Raw genomic sequence first — 15,575 nt, forward strand, 5'->3', positions numbered from 1 at the left:
GTGTAGAGAACATATCAGCATCATATGTACCAGCACTTGCATCAGAACTTGATGCAAGAGTGAAATCGTTCCTTGAAAGGAGAATAGACAGACCGATGAAATTCATATACATAGATGCAACATACTTCAAGATAAGAGAAGATGGCAGATATGGAAACAAAGCACTGTATGTATGCATTGGCATAGATTCTGAAGGAAGAAGGGAGATCCTCAGTGCACATTTATATGACTCAGAAACTGAAGTTGGATGGGAATCCTTCTTTGATGATCTTAAGGAGAGAGGTCTCAATGGTGTTGAACTGGTAATATCAGATGGCCACAGGGGGATACAGGAATCGGGTGCAAGATCCTTTTTAAGTGCTGCATGGCAGTAATGCCATGTCCATTTCATGAGAAATCTCATGAAATTAATTCCAAAGAAGAAACAGTCATCCCTTTATCCATCAATTTATCCAAACACCAAGGTCCTTACCAGCATAGGACACATATTGCCCCTCATAATTGATAATACATTTCTTGTTTATTGATTTAACAACTAATAATGTTTCACCCGCTTTCATAGCCTGTCTTGCGAAATAAAAATTCCAGACTGCAAATGTTAAAATTTCGGTGCCATTGCATGAGGCGGTTGACTTTACTAATACTCTAATATTGGTGCAATTTTATAATTTCCCAACATTTTAAATGGATTTACCACATTCATTACTTCTTTCATAGCCATGTTTGAATTCTCATTATTTTCGATATCTATGAAGAACAGATAATTGAATGGATTATATTGTACCGGGCGTGATTCGATCTTGGTCATATTTATTCCGTATTCATTGAATATTTTTAATACATTATACAAAGCACCGGGCTTGTTTTCTGTGGAAAACACAATGGATGCCTTTGATGGATTTTCGGGATTATTTGGTGCTGCGGAGATTAAAAAGAATCTTGTATAGTTAAACTTATTATTTTCTATATCTCTTTCAATAATATGCATTCCGTTTAATTCGGCCGCCATTTCACTGGCTATAGCACCATGGGAACTGTCATTAAAATTCTTTATTATATTCACGCTCCCTGCCGTATCATATTCGCTTATGGGCTTTATTCCATTGGAATATATAAAATCAGAACACTGTGCAAGTGCCTGAGGATGTGAATGGATATATTTAATATCATGGGTTGTTGTGCCTGGATATCCTATTAGGCAGTGTTTTATTCGCAGATAATACTCCTTGACGATATGAAAATCCATTTTAAACAGAAAATCATATGTTTGGTTTACAGCACCCTCAATTGAATTTTCAATTGGCACTACACCTAGATCTATTTCTTTGTTTTCCAAGGCCATGAAAACTGCCCTCACGGAATCCAGTGGAACGTACTCTCCATCGGCCATGCGCATTGCAGCAATGTTACTGTATGCCCCTGGTTCACCAAAATACCCTACTTTCAATAAAGGATTATATAATTTAAATATTTAAAATTGATTAAAATCATACAGATCAGGTTCCTCAGGTTTCTTTTTTCCGGATTTATATTCATCCGAATCCATACGCCTGTAAAGCCATATGAGAAATATTATAATTGGCACGGCAGGTATCCACATATAGAGAGAATATAATGGATGTTGCGATCGTTCCAGAATAATTTCAGATGTTTCTATTGCTCCAGCAAATGCAAGTTCTATTACGACAAAGATATACATATATATGATTTTCATGTAATTGGTTTTTAGTTTCTTAGTTAGTAGATAATACAATATGTATACGCTTGTGCTTACGGCAACAGCATATGCCGGGAGTTCCAGCCAGGAATGTGGAAACATCATAAGGCTTGCAAATATTGCAAAGCCATTAATATGTGTGGCAGTTCCTTCCACTGCAATTACACTGGCTGTTGATATTATTGAAAAACCAAACATGAGTATTCCTATTACAGGTATGAATTCTATTGTGGCAATAAGGAGGTTATGCGGAAATATGCTTAACCACATGGGAAAAAATGACTGGGAAACTATTGCATGATCCTGGGATTTAAAACTGGAATAAAGTGCAGGATTGTGTATTGGCAGGGACGATATTATGGCGAATCCAGCGAGTTCTATGATAAATGATAGTATAAATATCCGTCTGAGTCTTGGCATCTTCAGTTCCATGTAATCTATATCTCAATTATATTATTTATATTTTGGTTGGAAGTTTAGCTAAACATAATTTTCAATTTGAATCGCCCATGTTTATGATTTTTACATTTTCTTCATATTTGTCCAGAATCGATTCCAGTGTTATTATACCCATAAATTTACCATTATCTACCACTGCGCACCATTTTGTCCTGTTTTTCATCATAAGTTCCCAGGCGTTTTCCGCACTGTTGTCCAGTTTGACATATGAAATTCCAGATTTATAATAATCCTTAACATATCCATACGACTGGTTTACAATATCATACAGATAAACCGCACCCATCAGTTTTTCATGATAAACCACAGGGAGCGACAGTAAATCGTTTTCCTTCATAATATTATCAGCACGGTATATGGTGTAATAAAGATCTGCATATACATTATCAATAATCTTGAGGCTTGAAACTTTCATTTCCAGGAGCATCGGGGTGTGATATTCACCCATGTTTGCAGGTGAATCCCTCCTCTGTTCAACCTGTGATTCGTAAATAGAATATTTGGTTCCTGATGCTATATAGGCTATGGATACAGCCAGCATTGCACCTGGAAGCAATTGCAGGCTTCCAGTCATTTCCACCACCATTAGTATCACAGCAAGGGGAGCTTTTCCTGCAGCCCCAAAAAATGACAGCATGCCAATTATAACAAATGGAGCAACTACAGGTACAATTGTTGGTGAAACCATGTGAAACAGGACTCCGAAAAATGCTCCAAGGGATGCTCCTATGAATATCCCTGGGGCAAATACCCCCCCACTACCACCCGAGGAGACGGTGAAGGATGTAACAATTATCTTGACAAATGGAAGAAGTATGAGTATGATAAGAATTGGTACACCAAAAGTAACCAGCTCATTGAATTTTCCCAGTTCCAGAATTTCAACCCAACCATAGCCGGTTCCCAGTATCTCAGGAAACATCAATGCTATAATTCCAACTATGGCACCCCCAATCATGGGTTTATAATGATTTGGGATGTGGAATTTTTTGAACATATTCTTGACTCCGTAAAAGGTACGGATGTATAGTATAGATAATAATCCGGCAACAAGCCCAAGTACTGCATAAAATGGCAATCTCAGGACATTGAAGGGGGCAAGATAATATCCAAATATGGGTTCAAAACCTACAACCGATGCAAAAATCGAATAACCTATGGAAGAGGCAACAAGTGAGGGAAAAATCACCTCGGATTCAAAATCCCGCCTGTAGAGTATTTCAGCACCGAGAATAGACCCCCCAATGGGTGCCTTGAATATTGTCCCTATTCCTGCGCCGATTCCCACGGCTACAGCAATTCTCCTGTCCTTGGGGCTGAGTCCAAGAATGTCGGCCAGAAAGGACCCTATTCCGGCCGCTATAAGCGCTGTGGGCCCTTCCCTGCCCGCACTTCCACCTGACCCTATAGTTATGGCAGAGGCTATTGTTTTTACCAGTGGTGTTCTGCGCTTTATTTTTCCATGGTTATAATGAAATGCCCGTATAGCTGCATCTGTTCCATGCCCTTCTGAAGATGGATCAAATGTATATACTATAAAGCCAGTAATAAGCCCACCAGTTGCCACCACTATGGGTATAAGATAATAACGCAGTGCATAAAAATGGTAAACCGCAGATCCCCCTTCACCTAATGGATGTGGTATTGACATACCCACAATATGTGTAAAGAAAATAATTTCAAAAAGTCTGATTGCGAAAAAAAATGCCAGCGAGCCCAGGCCAGCGAACACACCAATTATGGCACCGACAACGAACCAGCGCTGAAAATATGGAAGTGATGATAATTTAAGGTTCATCTTATACCCCCAGAGAGGCGCCATGCGGAATCCTGGGGAGGAATTGTGTAGTGAATATCAATCCCTTTCCAAATTTTACCAGTTTGACCTTCTTTGTGCTTATATCCATCTTCTTTTCTTCTCCTTTTATAATGATTGATTTTCCATGTGGAACACCCCTTGGTGTGTATGTATCTCTCCCATCTAACTTCTGCTTTTCTTTCATATTTTTCACTATATTTTTTAAAACCCTCTAATCAACAAGAGATAAAAATACATGAATAAAGGCATGTTAGTAAGGTCTATAAATGTTATTTATATAAATTTTGGGATTATAAAAATTTATCAACGAAACACATCATTTTTCGTCTTTCACGAAATATTCCTTAAGTTTTTCTGAAACCATATTTACTGATGTTTTTAACAGGGCAGTTGGAGACCAGGGAATAAGCAATTCAGGATTCATCAGACGGAACCAGTAGTTCTCGCTTATGTTCTCAACCATATATCGGGATCTGTATGCGAGTATAAATTCGCCAAAAACAGATTTATAATATCTGTATGGTTCATATATAACTGGCTGTACATATTTGAAGTTCAGATGCTGTACATATTTTCTTGCTATCTCTATATGAGCCAGCATTTTAGAATATCCTGGAAAATACGAATCGTTATATACTCTCATATGCAGCTCCCATGGAGCTTTTATAATTTTAGAAATTCCATAATCCTCTCCATGATCAAAGCTTGGAGTGGCATTTGCAAAGCCCCTGTGTGTCTTAAGATATTGTATTACCATATCAGATTTGTTTTCTGGTATCAAAAGTGAAAAAGACTCCTCATCCTTTACAGTGTTCCTGTCTATATGTATGCTTTTGTTATCCTTAATCTGAATGTTTTTCGGAAACAATATATAAGACATTGTCATCCTTATTACATTATATAATAAAATTTTTCCTAAAATAAAGTTATAACTGTTATATCCGGAAATAATGCATCTACTTATTTTATGCACACATATATTTATTAATATTATATGATTTTACCAGTATGGATTTGGAGGAATATAAAAACCAGGGCATTGCGGCCAGGAAGAATATGGATATTAACCAGATTAAAATAATAGGAGAGGGCATACTAAATTCTTTTAAAAACAATGGAAAATTGATTGTTTTTGGAAACGGAGGATCGGCTGCCGATGCACAGCATTTCGTAGCGGAACTCACAGGACATTTCATGAAGGAAAGAAAGGCCCTCCCGGCAATAGCATTGACAACCAATACTTCATCCCTCACAGCAATAGGAAACGACTATTCATATGAGGATATATTCTCAAGGCAGATCCAGGCATTATGCAGAAAAGAGGATTATGTTGTGGGAATCAGCACCTCAGGAAACTCAACAAATGTTGTAAAGGCAATCGAAGAGGCAAATTCCATAGGTGCATTCACTCTGGGGTTTACTGGGAAATCTGGTGGAAAGCTTTCAGGCATATGCAGAAATGTTTTTCATGCTGACAGTGATCTTACCTCTATAATACAGGAAATACACATAACGGCTATACATATGATATGCTCCATTATTGACGTGAACTATTGAGGTCACAGATAATTTTTTATAAATATTTTGACTGACCTCTTATGATTATAACCAAAACCCCGCTTAGAATCGGATTAGTTGGAGGGGGCACCGACATACCCGAATACTACAAGAATTATGGTGGGCTTTTAATTTCGGCTGCCATAAATAAGTATATTTATATTATTGTAAACAGGAAATTTGACCACAGAATAAGAGTATCCTATTCTAGCACCGAAATAGTTGACACAGTTGACGAAATCAGGCATCCCAGTGTGAGGGAAGCAATGAAACTTCTTGACATAGACGGTGGAATTGAGATACTGAGCGTCTCAGATATACCTTCAACTGGGACAGGACTGGGATCCAGTTCAACATTCCTTGTGGGGCTTCTCAATGCTCTCCATGCGTATAAATCGGAATTCGCAAGCAGGGAACAACTTGCAGAAGAGGCAATAAAAATAGAACGTAAGATATTGCGTGAACCGGGAGGCATGCAGGATCAGTACATGGCATCCTTCGGTGGCATAAACATGCTGAAATTCAATGAAAATGATTCTGTATATGTAAATCCTGTGACGCTTAACTATGAAAAACTGGAAAAACTGAAAGACAATATATCCTTGCTGTACACTGGAATAGGACATGACTCTGCAGGTCTTCACCATGGTATCAGGGATGAAATATCAAAACACCTTGATGATTACGGCAGAATGAAACAGTACACCAATGATTTTTACCATGCACTTTACGATATGGATATAAAGAAACTTGGACAACTGTTAAATAAAAACTGGTATTCGAAGAAAGCATTATATAAAGAAATTTCCACATCTATGGTAGATGATTATTATTCAAAGGCTCTTAGCCTTGGGGCCTATGGTGGAAATCTTATCGGTGCAGGAGGCGGAGGATTCCTCATATTCATCATAGACAGAGAGAATAAACACAGGCTTCAGGAACTTGGTCTCAGGGAAATAGAATTTGATTTTGATTTTGAGGGTTCAAGAATAATTTACTTTTCACAATAAAAATGAAATTTTCATATTATTTTAATAATAATTGGACATAATGTAGCATGCAATCCGCTTACTCACATTACATCATGGATCAAGTTTTTGATTTTTTCCAGTATCCGGAAAATTATGACAGGATCATTATTAATGCGGCATTGGAAAAGCTTGAATGCTCTGAAGGCAGAATGATTTTTGGGAACACAGAATTCTATTCCCACTTTCAATGCAATAAAGACATTGTACTGGGATTTTTCCTGGCAAATGTTCCACTGATGCTGGATAGTGGAAATAACATGGAATATGTACTGACACCCAAACTGGAGAAGCTCAAAAAAGACACACATGATCTTATAAATCTTGGAAAATTCAATGAACTTGCCACCCTTGACCTTTATCTTCTACTGGAAATGGCCATGCGGTGTGCATATTCTAAATGGCTTGGCAGTAGAATTGTTATATCGAAATATGGTATGAAGGATATTGTCCTGAATGATTACGATTACAGAAGATTAAAACTTTATATAAGGCTTCAACAGGCTTGGCAGGACTAATATTGATGTTAATGGAGAACCTTTCCCCGGATCTGAAAATTCATTGCTGAACTGGGCGACAAAATTTATGGACAGACCCACCAGCCTTATGTTCAGGTTATCCCTAAATGTCAGGAACCTGCTCGCTCACGGTGAAAATGAATGGGATCTTTATCCGGTGTCCAGAAGTGTGGAAATAGCCTCTAGCGCTGCCGGAAAATTATTGCATGAAATACAACCGGGAATGAAAGTGAATGAAAAAAGTAATACTTTTAATCATGGATCAAAAAATACAGGCACCAAGGCTCACCGGGTGTACAGGAATGGAAACAGACCTTAAAATCAGTGCTTTACCTGAAACGTGATAATCAGATTAGACCCTTATCAGCCTGGTATTTCAGACCGTTCAGGAAATTTTCAAATATGTCTGTGGCGGTAACTACCCCAACACCACCGGGTACAGGCGTTATATTTTTCGCTTTGTTTCCAACTGAGTGAAAATCTACATCACCATATATCTTATTTCCGACGTAATTTATTCCAACATCTATCACTGTAGATTCTTCTGTAACATAGCTGGTGCCAAGGAAATTAGCTTTGCCCACTGCAACAACAACTACATCGTTTTCCCGTGATATTCTTTCAATTTCATTAGTTTTGCTGTGGCATAATGTCACGGTATAATCCCGGTTAAGCAAAAGCATTGCCAGGGGTCTACCAACTACTGATGACCGGTTTATTATACAGGCATTTCCCGGAGGGATTTCATAAAATTCCAGTATATCGACTACCGCTCTTGCTGTAGCGGGTGCTATCATTTCATTTTTTGTATAAAGGTTACCCTGATTGTATGATGTCATCCCATCGGTATCCTTATAAAAACTTATATTATTCACTACTTCCTGGAAATCAAATCCCACGGGCAAAGGTGATTCAACCATAACACCATTTATTTTAGGATTCGCATTTGCCTCTGTTATGTATTTAATCAATTCTGTTGGACTGGCTTTGCCAAATTTTTCTAGAATGACGTCTATACCCAGTTTGGATCCTCTCTTTATTTTAGAATTTGCGTATATTGTGCTTGCCGGGTCGTCACCAACCTGAATTAATCTTAATTCAGGGGTTATTTTATATTTATCCACAATGCATTCCAGCTCCCCTTTCAATATTTCCATCTTTTTATTTGCCACTACTTTTCCGTCCAGTAACATTTTCACCACTTTATTATGGATTTGATTTCATCTGATGGTTTCTCCATGAATATTCCTGTATCGTCGGGGTCATAAATTCCTGTTATAAGCTTATTTACAGCACCACCTTCTGAATAGTTCCATTTTTCAAGATGTTGTATGGCATTCAAATAATGCTTTTTGGAACCGTCAACCGATCCTCCTATTGTAATGTTATGTTCAACTATGTAGTTTATGTCGTTTCCTGAAATTGGAGTGTCTGAAGCTGCCCCGTTTGTGCCGAACATAATAGCTACTCCGTTATAATTCAACTTTCTTACAAAACGCATTATGGTTGCTGGATCACCACTGGTATCAATTATCAGGTCTACTTTGTCCGGGCCTTGATCCTTCATGTAGTTATAAAACGAAACACTGATTTCATCAATAATTTTCATTTTTTGTTCACCAAGTTCGTGCCGGTTTGTCATGTAAACCTTCATGCGGTATTCCCTGGCCATAAATGCATATAGAAAAGCTTCACTACCTGTACCGATTATAAGGCAGTTTTTTAGGAGGTATGTGGAATCGTCACCAGTGAATATGGAGCGTTCTGAGAGCTTCTCAAAAACTTCGAGGGCTTTCATAACGTTTTTGACAGGTTCTGTGAGGGCACTTACCTTTAACATTGACCGTTCATTGATCTTAATTAGATTTTCCGGTGTATCATAAAAATATTCGGCATTAAAACCATCAAGCCCCCTTATTCCAGCCTCACGGATATCGTGATCTACGTCCGAACAGTTGTCAGGTCTCCCTATCCTGCAATTTATGCATGATCCTCGACGCCTTACAACCGGAACCACATAATCTCCAGATTTGATGCCAAAGTTGTTTTCTTCTATATCCAGCACCTGGCATACAGCCTCGTGACCGATAATCATATAATCCTGTCCTACCGGGTTGTATGTGAATGGCAGTCCTCCTGCAATTTCTGCCCTATCTGTCCCACAAAGCCCAGTGTATACTGGCTTAATCTTTGCCTTGCCTTCTATATTTATGGGTAAATGTATTTTACCGTAGGATAATCCGCCTTTTGGGGCAGATGTGGTCAATGCCATAATTCTTTCCATGGCTAACAGTAGAATATAATAATAAATCAATATATCGATTTGGATAATATATTTATTAAATGATTTCTATACACCTTAGTTTCGTTCAAAAATCAAAGTTTATTTAGCTCTGAGAACTTAGAAATATGGGTAATTTTCATCCATTTACACAATTGTCACAACTGATTTTTTATGGAATTTTAGAAATTGTTTATTGATTTCAATCATGACGCGAGGGTGCGTTATATCCACGAAGTTTAATCTTGAGGCATATAATAACCTACAAAGTTGAATATTAACATGGTTAACTAAAATCATAACATTATGGTTCAAAAGCGGATGTGTATATTTTTAGTCACATTGAAATAGGCATTAGTAATAAATCTACGATAATAATGGATGCAGAAAAAAAAGTGCAAGAAGTTAACAGGATACTTAAGGAATCGGGAAAGGACAATAATGAATTCACAGACGCTTTTATGGAATTCATAGATGCCACCATGGCAAATGGTGCGCTTGATACAAAAACAAAAGAATTGATAGCTCTTGCTCTGAGTATAGCGGCGAGGTGCGGATGGTGCATTTCATACCATGTAAACCAGGCTATAAAGGCAGGTGCAACCAGAAAGGAGCTAATGGAAGCGGGATATGTAACAGTACTGATGTATGGTTCACAGGCACTTATGGAAATGAATGACCTTCTGGATGCAATAAACCAGTTTGAAATCAAATGAATCTGTATAATTTTTTAAATAAACTCATTGAATCAGAAAAATATTATGAGTATATTGACGATGAAATAAACGAAATTGTGGAACTGATTCATATGGGGCATTCGCCTGAATCAATAAAGAAAACTCATAGAAACAATTTTGATTATTTATTTGAATTTGCAAAATCAAGAATTAAAATTGCAGACAAATTTTCTAAATACAACCATCTTTTTATGGATTATTATTCATCAATGTATTCAACGCCTGAAATAATAGGTAAATACAGGGCAAAAAAACTGGCAGGAAATAAAATTATAGATGCGGGCAGTGGTGCTGGAATGCAGGATATAATGCTTTCTGAGTATTCGAGTGTTACCGGTGTAGAAATAGACCGCAACAGATATCTTATGGCATGTCTAAATGGTATGCCATATAATTCCAGTGCCACCTTCTTGAGAGAGGATTTTTTTTCCATTAATAATGATTTTTCCGGATATGTTTTATTTTCAGATCCATTAAGACCTGTGAATTCAAGAGAGAAATTATTTTCAAAGCTTTCTCCAAATCCACAGGAAATATTACATGTAAAACCCAAGATATCTGGTTATGCTTTAGATCTTCCTCCACATATGGAATGGACAAACATACCCCTTAAAGGTGAAAGGGAATATATATCAATTAAAGGTGCGCTGAATAGATTAACATTATATTCACCATCCATTTCAAAAAATATCAGCACTGCAGTAATGCTTCCAGAGAATATAATTATAACAGGTGAGCCGAAAGATTTTAAAAGCAGAGTAGAAAATAATGGCCATACTGGATCCTATATATATGTACCCGATATATCCATCACATATGCAAAACTTCTTTATCTTGTTGTACAACCAGAATGGACACCTGTGTACATGGATTCACGACGACAGATTTTTTCTGGAAATTCCTTTGAAAAATCGTTTCCTGGAAAGGAATATTCGGTGATCGATTACTCAAATAACCTTGAAATCACTTCATTGTTGCACGATATAGACGCTGGAAAGGTATTCTTCAGATTTTCAATGAAGCCAGAAGAAACGTACCGCTACAAGAATTCCCTTGAGAAAGAATTGTCAGGTTCCAAAAATATATACATATTCAAGGGACCGGACAAATATATAATAGCTGAGGAGATAAACTAAATGTTCTGTTATTTTATTTGATAAATGGAGAATAACTTCAGGTGCATTAAGTTAAAAATTTTAAATATGTTTTTATAGAATTTTGTAATTTCTTTTGATTAGTATGATTGAATTCTATGCGAAAGCAGAATTACCTACCAGATTTGGTTCATTTAAAATATACGTTTTTAAAAATGAAGATAACAAAGACCACTCAGTTCTGGTGCATGGCAACATCGAAGGAGAGGAAAATGTGCCAGTTAGGATACATTCTGAATGCCTTACAGGTGATGTATTCGGTTCAATGAGGTGCGATTGTAGGGACCAGCTCCTCACATCATTGAAATTTATAGGAAGCCAGGAACGGGGAATATTAATATATTTAAGGCAGGAGGGGCGTGGCATTGGTCTTTTAAATAAAATCAGGGCATACAACCTTGAGGATAATGGAAAAGATACTGTAGAGGCAAATATTGAGCAGGGGCTCCCTGCGGATAACAGGCACTATAATTTTGCTGTAGATGTAATAAAATATTTTAAAATAAAATCGGTACAGTTAATGACAAACAATCCTGAAAAAATAAAATATCTGGAGGACAACGGAATAACAATAAACAAGAGAATACCACTGATAATTGAACCCACGGAATTTGACAAATTCTATCTTGAAACAAAAAAGGACAAGATGGGGCATATGCTTTAAAATTTCCATGAATTGTTTCCATCTTCATAAAATGTAATTATTCACGGAAATTACAGAATTTCCATAAATATTAAAGTATATTATTTTTGTGCCAGTAAATATGTTAAATTAATGCAAAAATAAATATGGTATCAAAATCCGATTAGATTTTACTGATATTTATTAACCATTTTCTCAGGGGAATTATCTCTCTGGAATAGTATTTTCCTGATTTTACATATATGTATAATGATCGTGTTTTCAGAAAAGCGTAGTTAAATATAGTTGTGATACATATCACAACATAATGTCATATATCAGGGAATTTAAGCGGAAGAACAAGGATGGGAGTGTTAAGACGTATTATGCAGAGGTTGAGGGCATACGTGATGGTTCAAAGGTCACGCAGAGATATATACGTGGCCTTGGTACCGATCCAAATACACCGGACAACGTTCCCATAAACGTTATGCATTTCGGATACATAGCTACAAGGCTGATGCAGGGTGATCTTTCACCAAATGAGCTCTTTGACATGATTGAGAAGATGGGCAATCATGTAAACAGGGAGAACCTTGAGAGAATAGGGCTTTTCTATGACTTTAAAAAAAACTCCTTTTCCCTTTCACTGTACAGGAAAAGATTATCCAGGAATCAGAAAGGTGCAGAAAATGCAACAGAAGAATGATGGAATACAACACACATTCCAGAACGATCAGGACACTGTCCGGCCCACTGGACCTCAGGATTCATGTGAGAGTATGCAGGAATCATAAGGAGTCAAACAGAACCACCATCAATACCCTGGTGGGCAGTTCAGATTTTGATCCAGGGGTAACAATTGCCGCTGGCATAATGCGGTGGCTCATGGACTACCAGATTTCAGAGATACAGATACTCCTTGAATCCATAGGGATCAGTATATCCACAGGAGAGATATCAAATCTCTCCACAGAATTCCTACTCCGTTTCTACTGCATGCACAGAAGGCACATGGAGGATATGGGACTGAAGGAATACATTCTCCATCTTGACGGAACAGGAGAATCCGGCAGTGAGATTGTGTTCATGGCAAAGGACGGATTGACGGGAATAACAATGGATGCATGCATAATGCCATCAGAGAGTTCAGAATACATAACACCATTTCTCCAGGGCATAAGTGATGCCTTCGGAGACCCGGTATCTGTACTGAGGGATATGGGCATTGCAATAAAGGAATCTGTGTCTGCAGTATTCCCGGGCATACTGCAGCTCATATGCCATTACCATTTTATCAAGGCACTGGGAAAGGATATATTCTCCTCCTATGCGGAACTGCGATCCTCAATGGTATCAACAAAGGCACTTGCAGCCATATCAGGCGTGAACCTGCCTGAAAAGGGTGATGGCATTGTATATGCTGAGAAACTCTGGATAGCAATAGCCTCTGAATACATATTATATCCAAGGAACATACCAAGCAAGTACCCATTTGCATTGCCATATTTTGAAATACTGAAAAGGTGCATGGAGATAGAGGGAATGTTAAAATCCATCATAAGGTGGAATGCAACACATATGAAGATTGTTAAGCCTGTAACAGACATTTATGCAACAGTAATCGGGATCACACACAGTACAGTGGTACTGGAGAGATACCGTATCATTGTAAGGGCGTGGAAATGGTTTGAGTCTGTAAGGAATGCCTTAAGGGTATCAAGGGATATGAGTTCCCATGGATTCAAAAATGAATCAATGGATATCAATGCAATGGGGAAGGACCTGGATGATGCACTCTCTGATATAATAAAAGAGGGTGAATTTACAGGTGGTGAACTGAAAAGGATATCTGGAATATTCAGCAAACGGATAGAGGACCATAGAAAAGAACTACTATCGCCTGTAACAGGAAAGAACGGCAAAACAATTAATGTTGTGAGGCACAATGGAATAGAGGAGATTGGGCACAGGTGGTCAAGGATGCATATACGCAGGCGGACTGGAAGATCACAGACAGCAAGGGAGATGGGAAAGTATGGTGCACTTACTGCAGTTCTTTCCAATGTGGAGAATAAGCATTACATAGAGAATATTCTTTCAAAGATTGATTTTCTTAAAGAATTCACATCCATAACAGAGGATGAACTTGACAGTGCAAGAAAACTTATAAGGCCCAACCCATGTGAGCCAATAATAGGGAAGGACAAAGAAAGAAAGCCTGCTCTAATAGCCCTGGTGAAGATACTGGAGATTAACAATAACTTATCCAGTAAGGATCTGAATGCATGGGTTGAATCAATCAAAATCTAATCGGATTTTGATACCATATAAAAATAATTGCCAAATATTGAAAAACATAATATATACCTAATAATTATAGGTGTATGGGAGAAAGCCTTGCTGATATTGAGATATCTAAAGATGGTGAAATATACTATGTCCGCATGACTTTGCCGAGTGGCGAAGTTGTGAGTATGGAAAATGAAAACTTTGAAGAGATACTGGAAGAAATTGCTAATGATCTGCAGGACAGGTATCCAGCATAAATGCGGGGATGGCCCAGTGGTACGGCGGCAGCCTGCTAAGCTGTTTCTCGAAATGAGAGCATGGGTTCAAATCCCATTCCCCGCGTTCTAATTTTAATTTCTTAAATATCTTTAGCCAATCTGAAATTATATAAAACTGTGAGCCACCTGTTACCGTGACATGGAGGCTCTCTGTTTAACCAACAAAAATTACGTAGGGGCTTATATAAAACCCTTTGAATGTTGAGTATTATCTTTATCATGCCTGAATTCCATATGCTCCACAGGTACGTTTAATTTTTTAAAAAATCCTTAAATTTTTGTGGTCTCACCTCATAATAAATATCATTTAATCTTCTTTCCAAGAATTCATCCACACAATAATTCACTGGCTTTCTTCTAGATTGATGGTAAATTATATTCCACCAAGAAGGAAACACATCATGCCCCATATCATTGCCACCTTCGAAATCTTTTGCCCTCTCGATATATTTGCATTTAAATACCAGATTGTAAGGGCGAATAATAAATCATCAAGTAGCACGGCGTACAGGTAATAGATAGAAAGTATATGGAAATAATAGGGCAAAAACGATATAAAAATTGTTGTAACCACAAATGCAGCAGATACAATTTTTGCATTCTTGATTCCGTATCTTTTTGGAAGTGTGATTCTGTCAATATCTCCTTTGACATCTTCAATATCTTTCATTATTTCTCTGGACATATTAGAGAAAAATGCCAGGAAGAAGAGCAGAATCATTTTTGAAAGCATGTCCGTGATAAAACCCCCATAGAGGAATATCATACCTATGAGAAGACTTATTGTAATATTTCCGGGCAGACCAAGTTTTTTTGTTTTGAACTCATAGCTGACAAGAAGCAATTCAGCGAGTATAACTACTGTGCTGATAAGCAGAGATATGAAAATAGAAATTAAAAATCCTAAAATGAAAAACGACAGCGCCAGGTAATATGCAGATTTTTTAGTTATGGTTCCTGCAGGCAATGGTCTATCTGGATGATTATACCTATCCGTTTCAAGGTCGCTTATATCATTTATTATATTTCCTCCAGCCGTTACAAGAAATACACTTATTGCACCGAGAGTCAGGGGGATTATAAATTTGGTTATGTGCACGTTTACGGCTATAA

Annotated in this window: 18 protein-coding genes, 1 tRNA gene and 1 pseudogene; 12 read left to right on the forward strand and 8 right to left on the reverse strand. The window is 37.5% G+C overall.

Going from position 1 to position 15,575, the window contains the following annotated elements; all coding sequences use genetic code 11:
* Window positions 1–371: pseudogene (locus AMDU4_RS06635) on the forward strand (IS256 family transposase); the annotation flags it as partial.
* 266 nt (window positions 372–637) lie between these two features.
* On the opposite strand, the gene pheA reads toward AMDU4_RS06635, so the two are convergent.
* The 5 genes from pheA to AMDU4_RS06660 all read right to left on the reverse strand — a co-directional run bounded on the left by pheA (window position 638) and on the right by AMDU4_RS06660 (window position 4,875).
* On the reverse strand, window positions 638–1,447 hold the full coding sequence (pheA, locus tag AMDU4_RS06640; RefSeq protein ID WP_290704435.1) for a prephenate dehydratase: 810 nt from the start codon (window positions 1,445–1,447) through the stop codon (window positions 638–640).
* 24 nt (window positions 1,448–1,471) lie between these two features.
* Entirely contained in the window at window positions 1,472–2,149 is a 678-nt protein-coding gene (locus AMDU4_RS06645) for a stage II sporulation protein M (RefSeq protein WP_290704438.1), read from the reverse strand.
* Between the two features lie 61 nt (window positions 2,150–2,210).
* Window positions 2,211–3,974 carry a chloride channel protein gene (locus AMDU4_RS06650; protein WP_290704441.1) on the reverse strand — a complete coding sequence of 588 codons (1,764 nt, stop codon included), beginning with the start codon at window positions 3,972–3,974 and terminating at the stop codon, window positions 2,211–2,213.
* A 1-nt stretch (window position 3,975) separates the two neighbouring features.
* Window positions 3,976–4,179 carry a hypothetical protein gene (locus AMDU4_RS06655; protein WP_021787213.1) on the reverse strand — a complete coding sequence of 68 codons (204 nt, stop codon included), beginning with the start codon at window positions 4,177–4,179 and terminating at the stop codon, window positions 3,976–3,978.
* A gap of 132 nt (window positions 4,180–4,311) precedes the next feature.
* Window positions 4,312–4,875, reverse strand: a complete 564-nt coding sequence (locus AMDU4_RS06660; RefSeq protein WP_021787214.1) for a hypothetical protein — start codon at window positions 4,873–4,875, stop codon at window positions 4,312–4,314.
* A gap of 128 nt (window positions 4,876–5,003) precedes the next feature.
* Here AMDU4_RS06660 and AMDU4_RS06665 point away from each other — a divergent pair, with 128 nt between their 5' ends.
* The 4 genes from AMDU4_RS06665 to AMDU4_RS06680 all read left to right on the forward strand — a co-directional run bounded on the left by AMDU4_RS06665 (window position 5,004) and on the right by AMDU4_RS06680 (window position 7,417).
* A complete protein-coding gene (locus tag AMDU4_RS06665) occupies window positions 5,004–5,552 on the forward strand; it encodes a D-sedoheptulose 7-phosphate isomerase (protein ID WP_021787215.1) in 549 nt (182 codons plus the stop codon).
* Window positions 5,553–5,593: 41 nt separating this feature from the next.
* On the forward strand, window positions 5,594–6,562 hold the full coding sequence (locus tag AMDU4_RS06670) for a hypothetical protein (RefSeq protein ID WP_021787216.1): 969 nt from the start codon (window positions 5,594–5,596) through the stop codon (window positions 6,560–6,562).
* 47 nt (window positions 6,563–6,609) lie between these two features.
* The gene (locus AMDU4_RS06675) at window positions 6,610–7,098 is read left to right on the forward strand and encodes a hypothetical protein (protein ID WP_021787217.1); all 489 of its coding nucleotides are present in this window, start codon (window positions 6,610–6,612) and stop codon (window positions 7,096–7,098) included.
* Between the two features lie 67 nt (window positions 7,099–7,165).
* On the forward strand, window positions 7,166–7,417 hold the full coding sequence (locus AMDU4_RS06680; RefSeq protein ID WP_021787218.1) for a hypothetical protein: 252 nt from the start codon (window positions 7,166–7,168) through the stop codon (window positions 7,415–7,417).
* Between the two features lie 28 nt (window positions 7,418–7,445).
* Here the strand turns inward: AMDU4_RS06680 and AMDU4_RS06685 are convergent, their stop codons facing one another.
* The gene (locus AMDU4_RS06685; protein ID WP_290704444.1) at window positions 7,446–8,291 is read right to left on the reverse strand and encodes a tetrahydrofolate dehydrogenase/cyclohydrolase catalytic domain-containing protein; all 846 of its coding nucleotides are present in this window, start codon (window positions 8,289–8,291) and stop codon (window positions 7,446–7,448) included.
* A gap of 2 nt (window positions 8,292–8,293) precedes the next feature.
* Window positions 8,294–9,382, reverse strand: a complete 1,089-nt coding sequence (locus AMDU4_RS06690; protein ID WP_290704447.1) for an alcohol dehydrogenase catalytic domain-containing protein — start codon at window positions 9,380–9,382, stop codon at window positions 8,294–8,296.
* A gap of 374 nt (window positions 9,383–9,756) precedes the next feature.
* Here AMDU4_RS06690 and AMDU4_RS06695 point away from each other — a divergent pair, with 374 nt between their 5' ends.
* The 7 genes from AMDU4_RS06695 (at window position 9,757) to AMDU4_RS06725 (ending at window position 14,526) form a co-directional block, all read left to right on the forward strand.
* Window positions 9,757–10,095 carry a carboxymuconolactone decarboxylase family protein gene (locus tag AMDU4_RS06695; protein WP_290704450.1) on the forward strand — a complete coding sequence of 113 codons (339 nt, stop codon included), beginning with the start codon at window positions 9,757–9,759 and terminating at the stop codon, window positions 10,093–10,095.
* Window positions 10,092–11,252, forward strand: a complete 1,161-nt coding sequence (locus AMDU4_RS06700; protein WP_021787222.1) for a hypothetical protein — start codon at window positions 10,092–10,094, stop codon at window positions 11,250–11,252. Before AMDU4_RS06695 ends, AMDU4_RS06700 begins: the two co-directional genes overlap by 4 nt.
* Window positions 11,253–11,355: 103 nt before the next feature.
* Window positions 11,356–11,934, forward strand: a complete 579-nt coding sequence (ribA, locus tag AMDU4_RS06705; protein ID WP_021787223.1) for a GTP cyclohydrolase II — start codon at window positions 11,356–11,358, stop codon at window positions 11,932–11,934.
* Window positions 11,935–12,220: 286 nt separating this feature from the next.
* Window positions 12,221–12,601, forward strand: coding sequence for a hypothetical protein (locus tag AMDU4_RS06710; RefSeq protein WP_021787224.1), 381 nt, complete (start codon window positions 12,221–12,223; stop codon window positions 12,599–12,601).
* Window positions 12,598–14,205, forward strand: coding sequence for a transposase (locus AMDU4_RS06715; RefSeq protein ID WP_021787225.1), 1,608 nt, complete (start codon window positions 12,598–12,600; stop codon window positions 14,203–14,205). Before AMDU4_RS06710 ends, AMDU4_RS06715 begins: the two co-directional genes overlap by 4 nt.
* Window positions 14,206–14,279: 74 nt before the next feature.
* Window positions 14,280–14,441, forward strand: coding sequence for a hypothetical protein (locus tag AMDU4_RS06720; RefSeq protein WP_009886324.1), 162 nt, complete (start codon window positions 14,280–14,282; stop codon window positions 14,439–14,441).
* Between the two features lie 2 nt (window positions 14,442–14,443).
* A tRNA-Ser gene (locus AMDU4_RS06725) sits at window positions 14,444–14,526 on the forward strand.
* A 309-nt stretch (window positions 14,527–14,835) separates the two neighbouring features.
* On the opposite strand, the gene AMDU4_RS06730 is transcribed toward AMDU4_RS06725, so the two are convergent.
* Window positions 14,836–15,575, reverse strand: a 740-nt coding sequence (locus tag AMDU4_RS06730) for a UbiA family prenyltransferase (protein WP_290704453.1), incomplete at its 5' end; no start/stop codon positions are given.

This window comes from Ferroplasma sp. Type II, from assembly GCF_000496155.1.